Source organism: Pseudomonas ficuserectae (assembly GCF_024584585.1).
In the GTDB taxonomy this organism is placed as follows: domain Bacteria; phylum Pseudomonadota; class Gammaproteobacteria; order Pseudomonadales; family Pseudomonadaceae; genus Aquipseudomonas; species Aquipseudomonas amygdali.
The window spans coordinates 2,294,451-2,311,201 of the sequence record NZ_CP085684.1; the positions used below are offsets into that span (position 1 = coordinate 2,294,451).

16 protein-coding genes and 1 pseudogene are annotated in these 16,751 nt (G+C 56.1%); 8 read left to right on the forward strand and 9 right to left on the reverse strand.

The window, feature by feature from the left end:
• Positions 1–34: 34 nt before the first annotated feature.
• The 3 genes from LJU29_RS10220 (at position 35) to LJU29_RS10230 (ending at position 2,173) form a co-directional block, all read left to right on the forward strand.
• Entirely contained in the window at positions 35–1,015 is a 981-nt protein-coding gene (locus tag LJU29_RS10220; RefSeq protein ID WP_054078085.1) for an IS5-like element ISPsy2 family transposase, read from the forward strand.
• Positions 1,016–1,236: 221 nt separating this feature from the next.
• Positions 1,237–1,866, forward strand: a complete 630-nt coding sequence (locus tag LJU29_RS10225) for a hypothetical protein (RefSeq protein ID WP_257112228.1) — start codon at positions 1,237–1,239, stop codon at positions 1,864–1,866.
• A gap of 4 nt (positions 1,867–1,870) precedes the next feature.
• Positions 1,871–2,173 carry a hypothetical protein gene (locus tag LJU29_RS10230; protein WP_257112230.1) on the forward strand — a complete coding sequence of 101 codons (303 nt, stop codon included), beginning with the start codon at positions 1,871–1,873 and terminating at the stop codon, positions 2,171–2,173.
• Positions 2,174–2,265: 92 nt separating this feature from the next.
• Here the strand turns inward: LJU29_RS10230 and LJU29_RS10235 are convergent, their stop codons facing one another.
• The gene (locus LJU29_RS10235; protein ID WP_257112232.1) at positions 2,266–2,730 is read right to left on the reverse strand and encodes an Hcp family type VI secretion system effector; all 465 of its coding nucleotides are present in this window, start codon (positions 2,728–2,730) and stop codon (positions 2,266–2,268) included.
• A gap of 58 nt (positions 2,731–2,788) precedes the next feature.
• A pseudogene (locus LJU29_RS10240) lies at positions 2,789–3,132 on the reverse strand (site-specific integrase); the annotation flags it as partial.
• A gap of 101 nt (positions 3,133–3,233) precedes the next feature.
• Here LJU29_RS10240 and dusA point away from each other — a divergent pair.
• Positions 3,234–4,253 carry a tRNA dihydrouridine(20/20a) synthase DusA gene (gene dusA / locus LJU29_RS10245; protein ID WP_054995285.1) on the forward strand — a complete coding sequence of 340 codons (1,020 nt, stop codon included), beginning with the start codon at positions 3,234–3,236 and terminating at the stop codon, positions 4,251–4,253.
• Positions 4,254–4,447: 194 nt separating this feature from the next.
• Entirely contained in the window at positions 4,448–5,935 is a 1,488-nt protein-coding gene (locus LJU29_RS10250; protein ID WP_221033936.1) for an OpgD/OpgG family glucan biosynthesis protein, read from the forward strand.
• Positions 5,936–5,960: 25 nt separating this feature from the next.
• Here the strand turns inward: LJU29_RS10250 and LJU29_RS10255 are convergent, their stop codons facing one another.
• Positions 5,961–7,457 (reverse strand): glucosyltransferase domain-containing protein, encoded by a 1,497-nt coding sequence (locus LJU29_RS10255; protein ID WP_306459396.1) that lies wholly within the window; start codon positions 7,455–7,457, stop codon positions 5,961–5,963.
• A 25-nt stretch (positions 7,458–7,482) separates the two neighbouring features.
• Positions 7,483–8,961, reverse strand: a complete 1,479-nt coding sequence (locus tag LJU29_RS10260; protein WP_257112234.1) for a hypothetical protein — start codon at positions 8,959–8,961, stop codon at positions 7,483–7,485.
• A 239-nt stretch (positions 8,962–9,200) separates the two neighbouring features.
• Here LJU29_RS10260 and LJU29_RS10265 point away from each other — a divergent pair, with 239 nt between their 5' ends.
• Entirely contained in the window at positions 9,201–9,632 is a 432-nt protein-coding gene (locus LJU29_RS10265) for a universal stress protein (protein WP_002552909.1), read from the forward strand.
• 11 nt (positions 9,633–9,643) lie between these two features.
• On the opposite strand, the gene LJU29_RS10270 is transcribed toward LJU29_RS10265, so the two are convergent.
• The 4 genes from LJU29_RS10270 to LJU29_RS10285 are packed head-to-tail and all read right to left on the reverse strand — an operon-like array spanning position 9,644 to position 14,287.
• Positions 9,644–10,108, reverse strand: a complete 465-nt coding sequence (locus LJU29_RS10270) for a response regulator (protein WP_002552910.1) — start codon at positions 10,106–10,108, stop codon at positions 9,644–9,646.
• Positions 10,105–12,441, reverse strand: a complete 2,337-nt coding sequence (locus LJU29_RS10275) for an ATP-binding protein (RefSeq protein WP_257112238.1) — start codon at positions 12,439–12,441, stop codon at positions 10,105–10,107. The genes LJU29_RS10270 and LJU29_RS10275 overlap by 4 nt, the downstream gene beginning before the upstream one ends.
• Positions 12,438–13,106: a response regulator gene (locus LJU29_RS10280; protein ID WP_002552911.1), complete on the reverse strand. Its 669-nt coding sequence runs from the start codon at positions 13,104–13,106 to the stop codon at positions 12,438–12,440. Before LJU29_RS10280 ends, LJU29_RS10275 begins: the two co-directional genes overlap by 4 nt.
• Positions 13,103–14,287 (reverse strand): sensor histidine kinase, encoded by a 1,185-nt coding sequence (locus LJU29_RS10285; RefSeq protein ID WP_005746811.1) that lies wholly within the window; start codon positions 14,285–14,287, stop codon positions 13,103–13,105. The genes LJU29_RS10280 and LJU29_RS10285 overlap by 4 nt, the downstream gene beginning before the upstream one ends.
• 193 nt (positions 14,288–14,480) lie before the next feature.
• On the opposite strand from LJU29_RS10285, the gene LJU29_RS10290 reads away from it, so the two are divergent.
• On the forward strand, positions 14,481–15,005 hold the full coding sequence (locus LJU29_RS10290; RefSeq protein ID WP_002552912.1) for an SgcJ/EcaC family oxidoreductase: 525 nt from the start codon (positions 14,481–14,483) through the stop codon (positions 15,003–15,005).
• A 75-nt stretch (positions 15,006–15,080) separates the two neighbouring features.
• Here the strand turns inward: LJU29_RS10290 and LJU29_RS10295 are convergent, their stop codons facing one another.
• Complete coding sequence (locus tag LJU29_RS10295) at positions 15,081–15,617, reverse strand: RNA polymerase factor sigma-70 (protein ID WP_002552913.1); 537 nt, start codon at positions 15,615–15,617, stop codon at positions 15,081–15,083.
• 316 nt (positions 15,618–15,933) lie between these two features.
• Here LJU29_RS10295 and LJU29_RS10300 point away from each other — a divergent pair, with 316 nt between their 5' ends.
• On the forward strand, positions 15,934–16,692 hold the full coding sequence (locus LJU29_RS10300; RefSeq protein ID WP_005746812.1) for a thioesterase II family protein: 759 nt from the start codon (positions 15,934–15,936) through the stop codon (positions 16,690–16,692).
• The last annotated feature ends 59 nt before the right edge of the window (positions 16,693–16,751 follow it).

Below are 16,751 nucleotides of genomic sequence, written 5' to 3' on the forward strand. Positions count from 1 at the left end.
AATCTCCGGACACCAGTCGCCGAGCTTTTCGATGATGAAACAGATGACCTTCGCCGACGCCGAGTATGCCGGCAAGCGCAAGCAGACCCGTAAGGAATTGTTCCTGATCGAGATGGATCAGGTGGTGCCCTGGAAAGGTTTGATTGCCCTGATTGAGCCCTATTATCCAAAAGGAGAAGGTGGCCGGCCCGCCTACCCACTGATGGCGATGCTGCGTGTTCATCTGATGCAGAACTGGTTCGGCTACAGCGATCCGGCGATGGAAGAAGCGCTGTATGAGACGACCATCCTGCGTCAGTTTTCAGGCCTGAGCCTGGAGCGAATTCCAGACGAAACCACCATTCTCAACTTCCGTCGTCTGCTGGAAAAGCACGAGTTGGCGACCGGGATTCTCGGCGTAATTAATGGTTATCTGGGCGACCGTGGCTTGTCGTTGCGTCAAGGCACCATCGTCGATGCCACGCTGATTCACGCGCCCAGTTCGACCAAGAACAAGGATGGCAAACGCGATCCTGAGATGCATCAAACCAAGAAAGGTAACCAGTACTATTTCGGCGCCAAGGCTCACATCGGCGCCGACGACGAGTCAGGCCTGGTGCACAGCGTGGTAGTAACAGCGGCCAATGTGGCAGACGTCACGCAGGTTGCCAAACTGCTGCACGGCGAGGAAAACGTAGTCTGCGCCGACGCAGGTTACACCGGGGTCGAGAAGCGCGAAGAACACGCCGGGCGCAAGGTCATTTGGCAGATTGCCGCCCGCCGCAGCACTTACAAAAAGCACGGAAAACGCAGTATTTTGTACAAGGCGATCCGCAAAATCGAGAAGGCCAAGGCCCAGGTTCGCGCCAAGGTCGAGCATCCGTTTCGGGTCATCAAACGCCAGTTTGGCTATGAAAAAGTGCGCTTTCGGGGCTTGGCCAAGAACACCGCGCAGATGGTGACGTTGTTCGCCCTGTCAAACCTGTGGATGGCCCGCCGACATTTGTTGGCGAGCGCAGGAGAGGTGCGCGTGTAATGCAGGAAATGGTTACCGCAAAAGGCTTTGCAGCGGCCGAAAGAGCTAAAAAGCGAAGATAATTGAGCAAATTTCGACATGCATCGTTTTTTGAAAAGTGCTGAGGACTCGGTAGCCGGAAAACATCCGGCTACTTCAGACCTTCCCTAACGAACACTACACCCAAGATTGAGTAAGGTGATACAGTATGCTAACGCACGTTAAGTCAAGGATGAGTGGATATGAACGAGTTTTGCACACCAGATTCCAACAAAAGCCCGACTTGGACGCCTATTGATTTTGCAATATGGAAAGGCGTGCCAGAGATTCTGGGGGGAGGGATTCCTTATATACAGCGTTTTAAGGATGCTTGGTTGGTTCATAACAAGCAGTATATAAGAACAGCGGCAGAAAAATACTCACTCCCCGTAGAGTTGTTAGCTGGGGTTTGTTGGATTGAAGCAGCGGGGGATCCAAATATAGTCGACAGAGTAATTTTTGAGGTCAGGGCTCACGACCCTTTAAATATCTCAACTCCGGAAAGAAAGACTAGTTTTGGCTGGGTTAGCATACAGCTACGCACCGCGGCGCTAACGTTGGGGCTCGATGCTGAAGAAATGGATATCAGTCAGTTGCGGAGTTTGGCAAACTGTATTGAGAATGATGTTTATAATATCGATATCGCAGCTAAACATTTGCGCATGCTTGCTGATCATGATCATTTTACATCCATTGGTATGGACGAGGTTAGAGTCATCGGTGCTCGCTATAATCGCGGCACGGGTTTGTCTCTGGAGGAAATAAAGAAAGACACTAGGTATGGAAATTTTATTGTGACTCATTGGCTTCGCTTTAACAAATTGATGATGTGAGATCATGAAAATTAAATATGTTCTACTCAGGGTTTTTCTGTATTTTATATTCCTTACATGTTTGCTGTTTTACGCTTGGACTCAAGGGTCGCCATATGATTGGATGGAATCGAGTGAAATGGCTCCGTTACCTCAAGATGCACCTGTGATGCCAATACAAGATGATTCCGGTAATCGGGAAACGTTTCGAGGTCTACTTGTTTTTATCTTGATAGTTTCGCAGATTTTTATCGCTCTGGCCTTATCTAGAAAGGAAGCTGTATTTACAGTTATTTTGATGTGTTTAGTGTTGTTATTTTACTGGTAGGCAAGGTTAGGCTCGCAAAGGTGCGGGCCTGCTCTGAGTTGCTGTGCTAGATGTAGTTCTTTTTAAGCGAAAGGTTTCTTGGCGACTCTATCTCAGCCTCCGGACACTATCCCTGAACTACCACCATCAGTGCGCCTCTGTTGAGAGTGCTCGAGTTTTATACGACCATAATTTAGTGTGATCGTTTCTTTGGGAAGGCCAGCATGTTCTGCTCCATTGCCGCTAACCGTTGATATCAAGACTTCTTCAAGAACGATATCTAAGTATTTAAATTTCTCAGTGCCTGCGCGGTGTACGCGTATAGTTACTTTTTTTATATGTGAACCTCGGCAGCAAAGTTCAAATAGCTTAGGTGTTGCTTTGTCTATGTATTTACTCACCCTAAGGTCGCCCAGAGTCACCCCTCCAGCAGTCGCGCCGCCGCTAGAACAAGCAGTTGTACTGATCGACTGAACTGCGCCGTAGTGGTAGGACAGTAGTTCTATCCAGCTTTTATGGGCGTCATCCAGAGATTCTCCTTCTACACCGTCCACCTGCATAAATGTGTCAAAAGACATATTAGCTTCCTGCTTAAAAATTGAGGGATTAGACTAGCTTACGGAACCCCTAGATTGCCAGCTTCTGACTGGTCGATGCTGAATCGGCTACCTCTCCCAGCCAGCTCTCGCTTATGGCCTTAATCGTTGCCCGCTTGGTCTTGCCAAGAGGGCAAACCTTCTCGTACTCAACAAGGTACCGGTAGATCATCTGCTTGATGCTGACGGTTTTGCGGTTTATGCGTTCGATCGCATCAGGTGCGGTCAGCTCCGCTTCATGTTTCCTGATCCGGGCTTGGGCAACCTGCTTACGGTCGAAGGTTTAAGTTTCCTGATAAACTGCCGGGCCGACCCTATTGATCCGAATCTGAGCCGTGAAGCCAGTAGTTTGTCTTTGCGTTTCCGTGCCGTGATCGTGCCCATATCATTTGCTACATTTCAGGAACGATTTGCTACATCGTAGCAATCGCTCGTGAAAAGCAAGCAAAGACGGGTAAAAATAGCTGTATAAAAGACCAGTAAATATGATCAGCGAAAATCGAGAAACCCCAGCAAACATTGAAAAATCGGCCCCTGTACTATCCCGTCGCTTCTCCGTCGCCCCGATGATGGATTGGACCGATCACCATTGCCGCTACTTCATGCGCAAGCTCTCAAAGCATGCATTGCTGTACACCGAAATGGTCACCACCGGTGCCTTGCTGCACGGCGACCGTGAGCGGTTCTTGCGTCATGACGAGACCGAGCACCCGTTGGCGTTGCAGCTGGGCGGCAGCACGGCGGCGGACTTGGCTGCCTGTTCCCGGTTGGCTGAGGAGGCGGGCTACGACGAGGTCAATCTGAACGTCGGTTGCCCAAGCGACCGGGTGCAGAACAACATGATCGGCGCATGCTTGATGGCGCATCCGCAGTTGGTGGCTGATTGTGTGAAGGCCATGCGCGATGCGGTCGGTATCCCGGTCACGGTCAAGCACCGGATCGGCATCAACGGCCGTGACAGCTACGCCGAGTTGTCTGATTTCGTCGGCAAGGTTCATGAGGCCGGTTGCGAGAGTTTTACGGTTCACGCGCGCATCGCGATTCTGGAGGGCCTGTCGCCTAAGGAAAACCGCGATATTCCGCCGCTGCGTTATGACGTGGTCGCGCAACTGAAGTCTGACTTTCCTGACCTGGAGATTGTACTCAACGGCGGCATCAAGACGCTGGACCAGTGCGGCGAGCATTTGCAGACCTTCGACGGCGTCATGCTGGGGCGTGAGGCTTATCACAACCCGTATCTGTTGGCGCATGTTGATCAGCAGTTGTTCGACAGCACTGCGCCGGTTATCAGTCGTTACGATGCGTTGGAGTCGATGCGGCCCTATATTGCGGCGCATATTGCCAGCGGCGGCAATATGCACCATGTCACCCGGCACATGCTCGGGCTTGGTTTGGGTTTCCCCGGCGCACGGCGTTTCCGTCAGTTGCTGTCGGTTGATATACACAAGGCCGAAAATCCCATGCTGTTGCTGGATCAGGCAGCGGCGTTCCTTGAGGGGCATTGAGTTAATCGGACGAGCTGAACGGGTGGCTTTGGCGGGCTGATCTATGCTCAGGTCTACCGCCCACCAGATCTACCCCCACCAGGTCACTTCTCACCATGTTGAATCGACGAAACTTTCTCGAGTTTTCTTCGATATCTGCTCTGTTGTTCGTATCAGGTATCCCTTCTTCCTCACAGGCTGACGAGCCGCTGAAAATGGGCGATAGCGAGCCCTTTTCGTTTGATCTTTTAGTGCAGCGCGCAAAAGAGGCCGCCTCACAGCCGTACATTGTGCCGTCAACTCTTCCGGCGGAGGTACTGGCGAAACTGGACTACGACGCTCACGGCAAGATTCGTTTCAAGCCGGAGTACGCATTGTTCGCGGAGGGACCGGGGCAGTTTCCGGTCACTTTTTTCCATCCGGGGAAGTTCTTCCCCAAGCCGGTGCGGTTCTATGTCGTCGATAAGGGCGCTGCCAGGGAAATTCTCTACGATCAGGCGTATTTCGACATGCCTGAAGACAGCCCTGCGCGTCAGTTGACTCAGGGTGTTGGCTTTGCCGGGTTTCGCTTTCAGGAAAGTCGAACAGGCGATCAGAAAAAACTGGATTGGCGTAATAACGATTGGACGGCTTTTCTCGGCGCTGCGTACTTTCGTGCCATTGGCGAGCTGTATCAATATGGACTTTCCGCACGGGGTATTGCGCTGGATGTCGCCCAGCCCGAGCGTGCGGAAGAATTTCCCGACTTCACTCACTTCTGGTTTGAATCGCCGGACAGCAATACATCCGACTCGGTCGTTGTCTATGCACTGCTTTACGGGCCGAGTATCTGTGGGGCGTATCGCTTTGCCATACAGCGGGGCAAAGGGGTGGTGATGGAGGTCGAGGCCGCACTGTTCATGCGCGGCGAAGTGCAAAGGTTCGGCATCGCGCCGATCAGTTCGATGTACTGGTTCAGCGAACAGGCCAAGAAAACAGCTGCTGACTGGCGGCCCGAGGTGCATGACTCCGACGGACTGGCGATCTGGACCGGTGCAGGCGAGCGAATATGGCGACCGTTGAACAACCCGCCGAGAACCATGGCATCTGCGTTCAGTGACAATAACCCGCGAGGTTTCGGTCTGCTGCAGCGGGATCGCGAATTCAGCCATTACCTGGATGGCGTGCATTATGAACGGCGGCCGAGCCTGTGGATCGAGCCCTTGGGCGATTGGGGGAAAGGCGCCGTACAGTTGGTTGAAATTCCCACTGACGATGAGATCCACGACAATATCGTCGCCATGTGGGTGCCTGAAAAACCGGCAGGCCCCGGAACAGATTACCGGCTGCGTTATCGTCTGCACTGGCTGGCGGATGAGCCGTACCCCGGTGAGTTGGCACATTGCGTGGCGACGCGCTTCGGTAATGGTGGCCGGCCCGGACAGACGCGGCCGCAAGGCGTGCGAAAATTTGTCGTCGAATTTCAGGGCCGCACTCTGGAAAAAGTGCCGTTCAATACGTTTCCGGAAGCGGTATTGTCCAGCTCAAGAGGGACATTCTCCAATATTTTCACTGAGGCGGTGCCTGACGGTATGGCGGGGCATTGGCGGGCGCAATTCGACCTGACGGTAGAAGGTGCAGAACCGGTAGACATGCGTCTGTATCTGCGGCTGGGTGAGCAGACGTTAACCGAGAGCTGGCTGTACCAATACCATCCATCCTGACGGATGAGGCCCGATGCGGTCAGTGCTATGGATGATAGTCCTGCGGCTCGGTGATTTTTTTGAGTACCAGATAACCCGTATTTTCAGACAGGTGAACGCGATAAAGCGGCCTGATCAGCACCGGGGGCTGAAGATGTTCACCGACTGGCGGCTCGGTATATTTATGGACATTGATGATGCCGGTTCTCGGCAGTGCTTCCGGCAGCGTCAGGTAATGAGTATTCAGTAGGTAACCCAGTACCGGTAAGACGTTTGAGGCCGACTGCGCCGCGGGCAACCAGTTTTGCAAATAGAACCCTCGCAAATGTATACGCTCCAGCGTTCTTGACTGTGATAGCGCGTCGATGTCGTAGGCAATGCTTCGTGCAACATGCTGGCCCAGCTCTTTTTGCGCGCTCAGAACATTCCCGTAGACAAACGAAAGCGAGAGCATGCCCGCCAGTGGCAGGACGATAAACAGTCTGGGTAACAGCGTTTCCGGCGGGCAGGAACGTTCGTAAAGATAGAGCGCTGCGACAATCAGTATCGAAAAACCGGTCAGGGTTCGGGCCTCCGGGATGAAGTCTTTGAGCATCAGGGTTGTACCCGATACAAGAAATATCAGCAGTGGGGCGGTGACCAGAAATATGAAAAACACGCCCACTCTGCGCCAGAGGGGCTCGGAATATTGCAGCAGGGCTGTCGCGATGGAAATGAGTTTCACAGTGGCAACAAGGGTGATAATCGTGGCGGTCATTTCAAGTAACTCACCGTGCACGAGCAGTGCTATTTGCTGAGCCAGAAACTGTATACGGTCATCTAACTCCTGTAACGCGCCCTGATTTATATTCAGCAGATGCGTGCGACTGCCTTTGATGAACGGTATCGCCAGGCACGCATAAATCAGAAGCCCCATTGCCAGGATGATCAGTTGGCTCAGTAGTGAAGAGAACAAGGCGTTGAACGTCTTTCTCACCTCGACGCTGCGAATAAACTCAATACAGTACAGGCCCACTAAAACATTGAGTGCCGGCTGATAGAGTGCAAGCGCTGCAGCCACCCATAAGGCCGCTTTCCAGCTGCTTTTCAACGGCTTGCAGGTCGAATGCAGCAGTGCCTCCACCGCCAGGCACAGGCTCAGTACCATCCCTGGACCGTCGTATTGGTAAGACAGGTTCTGCAGGAAGAAGGGGTTGTACAGAACAGGCAACACAATCAGGCAGTTCAGCGCGGTAGGGCGGCTAAAGTAATGATGCGCCAAGCGGGTCAGGGATACCGCCAGCAGGCCAGTGGTCAGCAATAACGGCAGCGGGAACAGATTGATCGCGCCTGACGAAAAACCGAGCACCATATAAAGCAGGTCTACGCCGGGGCGGCCTTGTTCTGTCCAGCGACCCTGTGCAAGTTGCGACCTCCAGTAGTCATCGGCGTAAGTCTGGTCGGCCATGAGAAACGGAACTATGTACAGCAGGCTTGCCCCGAGCAGTAGCCAATATGAGTGTTGCCAGGAAAGTGCTTGACTCAGCCATCTGATAGGGGGCATGGGAAGTGTCGCTGCGGAAAGTGGGTTACGGTTCCCAGATATAAGTATCGGGGGTTGTAATTTTTTTCATGACGATGCAGCCGGTCTGCTGATGAACCTTAATGCTGTAGAACGTGCGATCAACTATCGGTGCACTGGACGTCAGGTCCTGCGCAGTGCATGGCGATGTCAGCCATTCACCGCGAGTGATACCTACGCGTTGCAGTCTTGCAGGTGTCGCGCGCTCGTCGACATTCATGATGTATTTGATCGCAGGAAGTTTTTCGAAGGTTCCGCTGGCCGCTGGCAGCCAGTTTTGAAGTGGCTGACTGTCGAAGTGAAAAGTGTCTATATTTTGCAGATCAGGCAGGGTGTCGATGTCGTAGGCAAGGCTGAAAAGTACATAAGTGCCGAGCTCTTTCTGCAGGATCAGCACTCTGGCGTAGGCATAGGAAAAGGACAGCATGCACACGACCGGCAGGATCAGCACCAGACGCACTGCATCATGCTGTTTCCAGGCATGCGTGTTGATCAGGAAAAAAAGCGCGATCAGCAGTGTAGAGAATCCCGTCAATGTTCCGGCCCGGCCAGCGAAATCATTTGCCAACAAGGCTGTTCCGGGAATCAGCAGCAAGAGTGCAACAGGCAGGCTCAGGTAAAAGAGGACAGCGACTGCCTTGCGGGCAACGCCGTTCGGTCGCCTGAATGCATTGAGTACGTGGCTGACGTAACCAGGTAGCGCAACCAGTAAAAGCGCGATAGCCAGCCAGGTGGTGCCTGTGTTGAACAAAAATCCCACGTTCTGGTGAAGCAGGGCCAGCCGCCTGATTATTTCCGCAAGCCAATGACTGTCCATTGTCAGCAAGTCGTATGCGCCGACCGTCGCGTAAAGGCACAATCCGCACAACAACTGCGTCAGCCTGATCATCATCAGCCTGCCAATGAAACCCGGAATGCGCTGCTGTATCAGCGCTCTCATGCATTCAACGCAACAGAGGCCGAGGAAAACATTGAGGCTTGTTGTACTGGACGCCAGTGCGCAGGCGATCATCAGGCCTGGAATGGCCAGTTTTCTGACCATTGAGGGGGAGTCATAAACAATTGCGAAAACGATCAAAGCGATGCCCAGCGCAATGATCGGGCCGTCGTAGTGGCTAGAAAGGCTTTGCAGGAGGAACGGGTTGTACCAAAGCGGCAGTACCACCAGACAGTCAATCACTGTGGGCGTCGCAAAGCAGTCACGCACCCACTTGAACATGGCCCACGAAATCAGCGCTGTAGCGATTAACAGTGGCAGTGGGAAGAGTTCGGGTGCGCCGGTTGTAAAGGTCAGCGCGCGATAGGCGAGGGTGGCAAGTGGATATCCTTGCTCTGCCCATTGCCCCTGAGCATTGCTTGAGATCCGGTCATCTTCGGCAGAGGGCGCATTGGCGAGCAGTAACGGCAGAATATAGAAAACGTTGGCAGCCAGGATGAATAGCAGCGTGGCCTGTTTCGAGAGGCGTTTGTTCCAATGGGCAGTCATTGACTGATCGTTCCATGAGACCGATACCGACACTGCCGGTCGTTGCTTGCACTACTGCACTCACTCTAGAAGAATAAATGCCTTCGTCAAATCAAATCATCTTCCAGCCCATCGTGTGTTGCGGTCGCAGAGGTGTAGGCCAGCACACATTGCCCTGAATCAACAAGCTGCCGTTCAGCAGTGGTTGCCTGCCAGTCAACGGATTATATTGATCGCATACCCCCTCAAGGAAAGCGCACATGCACAAAGTTTTGGTTCCCTTCGACGGCTCCGAGCACGCCATGCGTGCCTTGGGCTATGTCATCGAATTGTCTGGCGACCTCACCAAATCGCTTGAGGTGCATATCCTCAATGTGCAGGCCAGCCCCATTGATTACAGCCTTTATCTGGCCCCCGACATGATTGATGGTGTGAAGGCCGGGCTGACCAATGAAGGCAAGCGGGTGCTCGATGATGCGATTGCGCTGCTGACCGCAGCGGGCGTGCCGTTCCAGGCCCATGTCGAGCTGGGCAACGTCGCCGAGCAGGTAGAAGCCGAGGTTCAGCGATTGGGGTGTGATGCTGTGGTCATGGGCACCCGCGGGCTAGGCAACTTTGGCGGCCTGCTACTGGGCTCGGTAGCCACGCGGGTGATCCATGAAGTGTCAGTGCCGGTGACGCTCATCAAATAAATAAAGACGCCTCACTGTTGCGCCAGCGTCCGTGGCTGGCGCAACAGCTCGATGTTTTCCGGCGGCACCAGCTTGCGCAGCGATTTATACAGCGCGCGGGTTTCCAGCAGGTTCCAGATACGCAACATGGTTTCCAGCGCATCCAGCGGCTTGCTGATGAAATCCCGTGCGCCCAGCGCCAGTGCGCGTAGTCGGGTATCGCGTGTCGCGTCGGCGGTCAGCACCATGATCGGCAGATAGTCATTGGCCGGAATGCGCCGGTTGAGCTGTTCCAGAACCGCAAAACCATCGAATTCGGGCATGTGTAGATCAAGCACCACCAGGTCCGGCTCAAAGCTGTTGAACAGGTCCAGCGTGCGCAACGGCTCGGTGCTGCTCAGCACATTGGTCAGGCCCTCACGGGCAAGCAGTTGTTCCATCAGATCAAGGTTGGGCCGCTGGTCGTCAATGATCAGAATGCGGAAATCTCCGGTCATGTTGGCTCCGGTAAATACTGGTCCAGGAGGGCAAGAAACACCGGCACCTGAATGGGTTTGGTCAGAATGGCCGTTGCACCGGCCTGTTTCAGTTCGCAACTGGCTTTATCACGGGTGTCAGCTGCAATCATCAGGACGGGGGTATTGGCCGTAGCCGGCAAGCGCCGCAGACGATGCAGCACCTCAAGGCCTTTGATGTCCGGCAGGTTCAGGTCCAGCAGAATCAGCTGCGGCGCATGCTGGCGGGCCAGATCCAGCCCCAGCTGACCCTGCATGCTCGACAGCAACTGGATACCGGGCCTGCGCTGCATCAGCGTCTCGATCAAGGCCATGCTCGACAGATTGTCTTCGATGCACAGCAGCTTGCCGTGATAAGCCGGGCGAGCAGGCAGGCGGGCGACAGGGGCGGCGTCAGCAGGCATGCCAGTCTGTGGCAGGGGAGCTGTGGGGGCGTGCACCAGAACAAGTGGCAGCTCCAGTATGAAGCGGCAGCCTTCAGCTGGTGTGTTCTGCACTGACAGGGTACCGTGCATCATTTCCAGCATGCTTTTGCTCAGCGCCAGCCCCAGCCCGGTGCCCTCGACGCTCGGGTTGGCATCCAGTCGTTCGAACGGTTTGAACAACTGCCCGATACGCTCTGGCGCAATTCCGTAGCCGGTATCGATTACGCTCACGGTAACGCGCTCGTCCGACTGCTCGACTTCAATCCGCACCTGACCTTCGGGGCGGTTGTATTTGATGGCGTTGGACAGCAGGTTGAGCAACACCTGAATCAAGCGCTGGCGGTCCGCGACCACGCCAAGCTTGTCAGGCAACTGCGGCAACGCCTTCAATTCGATGTTGGCATCAGCCGCCATCGGCGAGACCAGCACCAGCGCTTCTTCAAGTACGCTCGACAGTGATACCGGTTCCAGGCTCAGGGACACATGCCCGGCTTCGATTCTGGCGATGTCGAGCACTTCATTGATCAGTTTCAGCAGGTGCTGGCCGGCTCTCAGGATATGGCCGATTTGCGGTCGCTGGCTTGCAGGCGAGTCCATGTCCAGCAACTGGGCAAAGCCCAGAATCGAGTTCAGGGGCGTGCGCAACTCGTGGCTCATGCGCGAGAGAAACTCGCTTTTCGCCCGGCTGGCCCGCTCGGCTTCCTCGCGGGCCGTACCCAGGGCTATTTCGGCGACACGACGATCACTGATGTCACGGGTGATCTTGGAAAAGCCGCGCAGTTCATCATTGCCATCGTATTGGGCGGTAATCACCACGCTGGCCCAAAAACGGCTGCCGTCCTTGCGTCTGCGCCAGCTTTCTTCTGTGTAGCGGCCGTTGACCGTTGCTTCACGCAATGCCATGTCAGGGTGTTGCGGACATTCCTCCGGCAGGTAGAAAACAGAGAAGTGCTTACCGATGATCTCTTGCTCTGTGTAGCCCTTGATGCGCTCGGCACCTGCGTTCCAGGTGGTGACATAGCCGTTACGGTCCAGCGCAAAGATGCCGTAGTCCTTCACGCCTTCGATGATCAGCCGCAAACGTTCTTCATTGTCGCGCAGCGCGCGTTCGCGTTCGGCCAGCAATTGGCCGGCTTCGACCAGTCGGGTGCCGAGCTGGCCGATTTCGTCCTTTTCCGGGGGTTGGGGCAGCAACGGGTGCCCGAGCGCCAGCCGCTGAGCATTGCGTTGCACCTGATGCACCCTCGCGACGATGCCTTTGGACAGCATCAGCACGGCCAGAATGGCTCCGAATATTCCGCAGGCGGCTGCCAGCAGGGTCGAGCGCAGCAGGCGTTCGCGGGTAGCGGCCGCCGCTTCGGTGCGTTCGGCGAGCAAGGCGTCTTCGCGCTCGCGCATGATGCCGATCCGCTCGCGCAACTGGTCGAGCACGTACTTGTTTTCGACCAGAATGCGGGCAACGGTTTGTTGATCTTCCATGCTCATCGAGCGCAGTTTTTCCAGGCCGTCGACCTTGGTGTTGATCAGCGGCTCGATGGCTTTGAGGTGTTCGCGCATCTGCTCATCGCGCACATTGTCGTTGAGTCGCGCCAATGCCGCACCGATCAGCGGCTGCGCGTTGATGTAGCCAGGCAGGAAGTCTTCCTGATGGGTCAACAGGTAGCCGCGTACGCTGGCCGCACCTTCTGCGATCTGGGTGTGCAATGTCTGGATGTCGCCTTGCACCAGCAGCACACGGCGTACATCTTCCTCTGCCTGAGCGGTCTGGCGTTCAGCGATATAGATGAGCACCAGCGAGAACATGAGAATCGCCAGCGGTAAAGAAATGGCCACCAGCGCCTTGCCGCGTAACGGAAGGTCTTCCCAGCGACTGCTTCCGGTTGTCGTCATCGCCACTCGCTCGTCGACTGGCTCACCAGGCCCAGCGCCACGCCACGCACGGCGGCCTGAGTACGGTCCGAGGCACCCAGTTTGCCGATGACCTTTTCCACGTGTGCCTTGGCGGTGCCGGTAGTAATGCCGAGTTTTTCGCCGATTTCACGATTGCTGAAGCCGCCCGCCACCAGTCCCAGTACCTGACGTTCGCGAGGTGTGAGGGATTCCGGCAGAGCTGCGCCACTGGTGTTGCGCTCGGTCATGCGCCTTAGCAGGCGCGCACTGACGGTGCTGTTCAAGGCTTCTTCGCCACGGGCCACACGTTGCAGACCGGCGATTACTTCGTCGCGGCTGGCGTCCTTGAGCAGATAGCCCACCGCCCCCGCGCTGATCGCGGCTTCCAGATGATCAGTGCTGTCGTCCATGGTGAAAATCACCACTTTCAGGTCCGGCATACGCTGCTGGAGAATTCGCGCAGCGCCCAGTCCGTTGAGCACTGGCATGCGAATGTCGAGAATTGCGATGTCCGGTTGCAGTTCCTGGCACAGGTCGATGGCTTGCTGGCCGTCTGCGGCCTGGCCGACCACTTCGAATTCCGGATGCCCCGCCAGCAGCGAGACGAACCCGGTGCGGGTCACTTCATGATCGTCCGCCAAAACCAGTCGCACAGTGTCAGTCATGTTGTTGCCTTGTCTGCGGTAAAAGGGACGATGGCGCGCAGCCGGGTGCCGCGCTCAAGGCGGCTGAAGCAGGTCAGGCGACCGCCCAGAAGGCTGGCGCGTTCCTGCATGGCCACCAAGCCCAGCTTTTGAACGCTACTGCCGTTACGCGGCTTTTCGGTGATGAAACCCCGGCCGTTGTCTTCCAGGCTTAGTGAAACATTGTCGTTACTCAGTTCCAACGCCAATTCTACGCGGCTGGCACCTGCGTGTTTGAAGACATTGTTGATGCCTTCCTGAGCGATGCGGAATAACGCAATTTCCAGGTGGCTGGGCAAGCGTGCCTGGGAACGCGAAGTCCACTGCACGGCGATGCCCGCTTCACGCAGCCGGTCGGCTTCCTTGTCGACTGCCTGCAACAGCCCGAAATCATCCAGCACGCTTGGTCGCAGACCGCTGATCAACTGCCGACCTTCACCGACGCAGTGCTGCGCCAGCTTGAGAATGGCTTGCAGGTCGGCATCCAGCGGTTCAGGCAGTTCCGGACAGCGACCGGCAAAACCCTGCAGTCGCTGGTGCAGACCGGCGAGTGTCTGGGCCAGCCCGTCGTGCAGGTCGTAGGCCATGCGTTTGCGTTCGTCTTCCTGAGCGGTGAACAACTGGCGGACCAGTTCAGACATGGTGCGCTCTCTGACGACCAGTGCTTCAAGCAGTCGATTGTTTTCCAGATGTGCCGCCAGCAACGTTGCCAGCAGTTGCAGGGACTCGATGTCCTCATTGTCCGGGGCATTGATGCCTACGCTGTTGGCCAGCATCAAGGTGCCGAAACAGCCTTCGTCGGCACCACGCAACGGCAATAACAGCACACAAGGCAAGTCGGGACCGCTGCGCTCCAGCCATTGCGGGCCGATGGCCAGCGGGTCGGCAACTGTTTCAAGGGTACTCAGGCGGTCGGCATTGCCATGGCTGGCGGTGGTCTGCACATTGTTGTCGGTGCCCCATTCCAGCAGCAGGCCATGGTCCATGGCGACGAATGCGCAGGCGCGCTGCAGCACTCGCTGGCGCATGGCCTCTGGAGGTAATTGGGTCAGCTCCTGACCGGTATCCACTAACAGACGCAGGCGAGCAGCGCGGCTTTGCGACTGGCGATACTGATTGCGGATTGCCAGCGCGCTTGCCGGGTCATGGGGGGGGCTTTGCATGGGGAGCTCCAGCGAGGGTGGATGCCCGCGCGGGCATAACGGAAGTGACGCTATTAGAACTTTATCAGGAGATAAAGCCTATCTGCCGATTGGCATACACAGTTAACCCCGGTTGGCCGATGGCGCGCAGTGGCGGGGAGGGCAAAGTGGCACTCACTGAATCCCTGAACAGATACCCCGTAGGAGAGTAGCGATGAAAACTAAATTGACCGCCCTGGCCCTGTTGCTGGCTGTGAGTGCACCGATGGTTCAGGCTGCTGCCGAGCCGTCCGGCTACACCTACCGCATGGTGGCCGAGACGCCAAGCAATGTGAATGACAAGGAAATCGCCGGTCTGTTTGACCGTTGGAACAAGGCCCTGCAGACCGGTAACTCGAAGACAGTCGCCTCGTTATATGCGCAGGACGCAGTCTTGCAGCCTACGGTCTCCAACAAGGTACGTGCTACTCCGGCAGAGATCACCGACTACTTCGATCACTTCCTGGCGCTTAAACCGGTTGGCGAGATCAACTACCGTGAGATTCGTCGTCTGGGGCCTGATGCCGCTGCGGACAACGGTGTCTACACCTTCACTCTGACGGCTGCAGACGGCAAGAAAACCAAGGTACAGGCGCGTTATTCGTTCCTTTACCACCGCATCGGCAACGAGTGGAAGATTCTCAACCACCACTCTTCGGCCATGCCGGAAGTACAGCCTGAATATCAGGTCAGCCGCTGATCGACTGTCTATTCAAGGTAGAAACAAAAAATCCGGAGCCAGTGCTCCGGATTTTTTTTTTGTCTTTCTGAATTATCACGCTTCAGCGTTGGCACCGTTGACCTTGCGACAATGAACAAGCGCATCGCGGATCATGAAGTTGACCAGCGTCGGCGACACGCCCAGTTCCTTGGCGATGTCCTTTTGTGGCACGCCGTGCAGACGGTACATCTCGAACGCGTAGCGCGTGCGGGGCGGCAGTTCGGTCAGGGCGTCGGCAATTTTCTCCAGGCTGGAGAAGTTGATGTGCGAGGTTTCCGGCGATGCACCCTGAATGACCACATTCAGCCCCTCGGCCTCGGGGCCGGTGTATTTCTGTTCCAGCGCCTGTTTGCGGTAATGATCGATGGCCAGATTGCGCACGATCTGAAACAGGTAACTGAGCTGGGCCTTGAAAGTCAGCGTGGCTTGAGGTGCCGAGCGCAGTCTGAAAAAGGCGTCCTGCACTACGTCCTCGGCCCGGGACCGGCAACCCACGATGCGCGCCGCGATTTTGACCAGCAGCAAGTAGTTGTCGACGAATGCCTGGAGTAATGGTGAGTCGCACTTACTTGTGATTACGTGTTCCGTCATGGAATTCACCTTGCTGCTTGAACAATTGAGGGGGAGGGCTGCAGGAGGGGCAGCGCCGTCACATGGGGCAACAAATTAGCCTTAATGATAATTATTGTCAAATGCGAAAGCCAATCAGCGCACTTTAACAGTGCGGCCTCGTCAGGTGCGCTCTCGCGACGCGCATCTCCACTAATTATTTGCAGACGCCATCCGTTCTCATTGGTGACAGGCCCGACCACGGTTGCGGCCAGGGAATACCTCAGGAGAACCCCATGCGCTTCGATCACGCGCAACGCCGCTTTCACATCCGCGCCAACAGACGGACGGTTCAGATATGAGTACGTCTGTGAGCCTGACGCTGTTCTGCCTGCCTTTTTCCGGCGCCAGCGCGATGTTCTACAGCCCCTGGCGGCGCAAATTGCCGGAGTGGCTGAATGTACGGCCTCTGGAGCTTCCCGGCCGCGGTATGCGTATGGACGAGGCGTTGCAGACCGATATCGTGCAACTGGCCAACCGTCTGGCCGACGAAATCAGCGCCGAGCTGGACAAGCCCTATGCGTTGTTTGGCCACAGTCTGGGCGGGCTGCTGGCCTTTGAGCTGGCGCACGCCTTGCGCGAGCGCGGTCTGCCCGCACCGCTGGCGCTGTTCGCATCAGCGACTGCCGGTCCGGTGCGCCGCGATGTCAGCGAATACGTCGCCGCCAAGACCGATGCGCAACTGATCGATCGGCTGCGCACGCTTAAGGGCACCAGCGAAAACGTCATCGCCAATCAGGAGCTCATGCAGTTGATGCTGCCGATCCTGCGCGCCGATTTTCTGCTCTGCGGCAGCTTTGTGTATGGCGTGCGCGAGCCACTCAGCGTGCCGATCCATGTATTTGGCGGCAAGCAGGACAGCATCAGCGTCGAGGAACTGCTCGACTGGCAGGAAGAGACCCGCACCGGATTCTCTTTGGACATGTTCGAGGGCCATCACTTTTATCTGGTCGACGAGCAAACACAGCTGCTCCGTCTGCTGCGGCGCTATTGCGAACAGCACTTGGCCCGCTGGCGCAACAGCACCTCACGGCAAATGAACCGGGCCGCCGGTTGACCCTGTTTGCCTCGCGCGCGGCCTCTCAGCAGGGCGCGTGTCTTTTTTTGAAATTCAGA

Bases quoted from the DNA above. Each gene is read 5' to 3' on its own strand.
- LJU29_RS10220 (WP_054078085.1), top strand. From the start codon at position 35: ATGAAACAGATGACCTTCGCCGACGCCGAGTATGCCGGCAAGCGCAAG.
- LJU29_RS10225 (WP_257112228.1), top strand. From the start codon at position 1,237: ATGAACGAGTTTTGCACACCAGATTCCAACAAAAGCCCGACTTGGACG.
- LJU29_RS10230 (WP_257112230.1), top strand. From the start codon at position 1,871: ATGAAAATTAAATATGTTCTACTCAGGGTTTTTCTGTATTTTATATTC.
- LJU29_RS10235 (WP_257112232.1), bottom strand. From the start codon at position 2,730: ATGTCTTTTGACACATTTATGCAGGTGGACGGTGTAGAAGGAGAATCT.
- dusA (WP_054995285.1), top strand. From the start codon at position 3,234: ATGATCAGCGAAAATCGAGAAACCCCAGCAAACATTGAAAAATCGGCC.
- LJU29_RS10250 (WP_221033936.1), top strand. From the start codon at position 4,448: ATGGGCGATAGCGAGCCCTTTTCGTTTGATCTTTTAGTGCAGCGCGCA.
- LJU29_RS10255 (WP_306459396.1), bottom strand. From the start codon at position 7,457: ATGCCCCCTATCAGATGGCTGAGTCAAGCACTTTCCTGGCAACACTCA.
- LJU29_RS10260 (WP_257112234.1), bottom strand. From the start codon at position 8,961: ATGACTGCCCATTGGAACAAACGCCTCTCGAAACAGGCCACGCTGCTA.
- LJU29_RS10265 (WP_002552909.1), top strand. From the start codon at position 9,201: ATGCACAAAGTTTTGGTTCCCTTCGACGGCTCCGAGCACGCCATGCGT.
- LJU29_RS10270 (WP_002552910.1), bottom strand. From the start codon at position 10,108: ATGACCGGAGATTTCCGCATTCTGATCATTGACGACCAGCGGCCCAAC.
- LJU29_RS10275 (WP_257112238.1), bottom strand. From the start codon at position 12,441: ATGACGACAACCGGAAGCAGTCGCTGGGAAGACCTTCCGTTACGCGGC.
- LJU29_RS10280 (WP_002552911.1), bottom strand. From the start codon at position 13,106: ATGACTGACACTGTGCGACTGGTTTTGGCGGACGATCATGAAGTGACC.
- LJU29_RS10285 (WP_005746811.1), bottom strand. From the start codon at position 14,287: ATGCAAAGCCCCCCCCATGACCCGGCAAGCGCGCTGGCAATCCGCAAT.
- LJU29_RS10290 (WP_002552912.1), top strand. From the start codon at position 14,481: ATGAAAACTAAATTGACCGCCCTGGCCCTGTTGCTGGCTGTGAGTGCA.
- LJU29_RS10295 (WP_002552913.1), bottom strand. From the start codon at position 15,617: ATGACGGAACACGTAATCACAAGTAAGTGCGACTCACCATTACTCCAG.
- LJU29_RS10300 (WP_005746812.1), top strand. From the start codon at position 15,934: ATGAGTACGTCTGTGAGCCTGACGCTGTTCTGCCTGCCTTTTTCCGGC.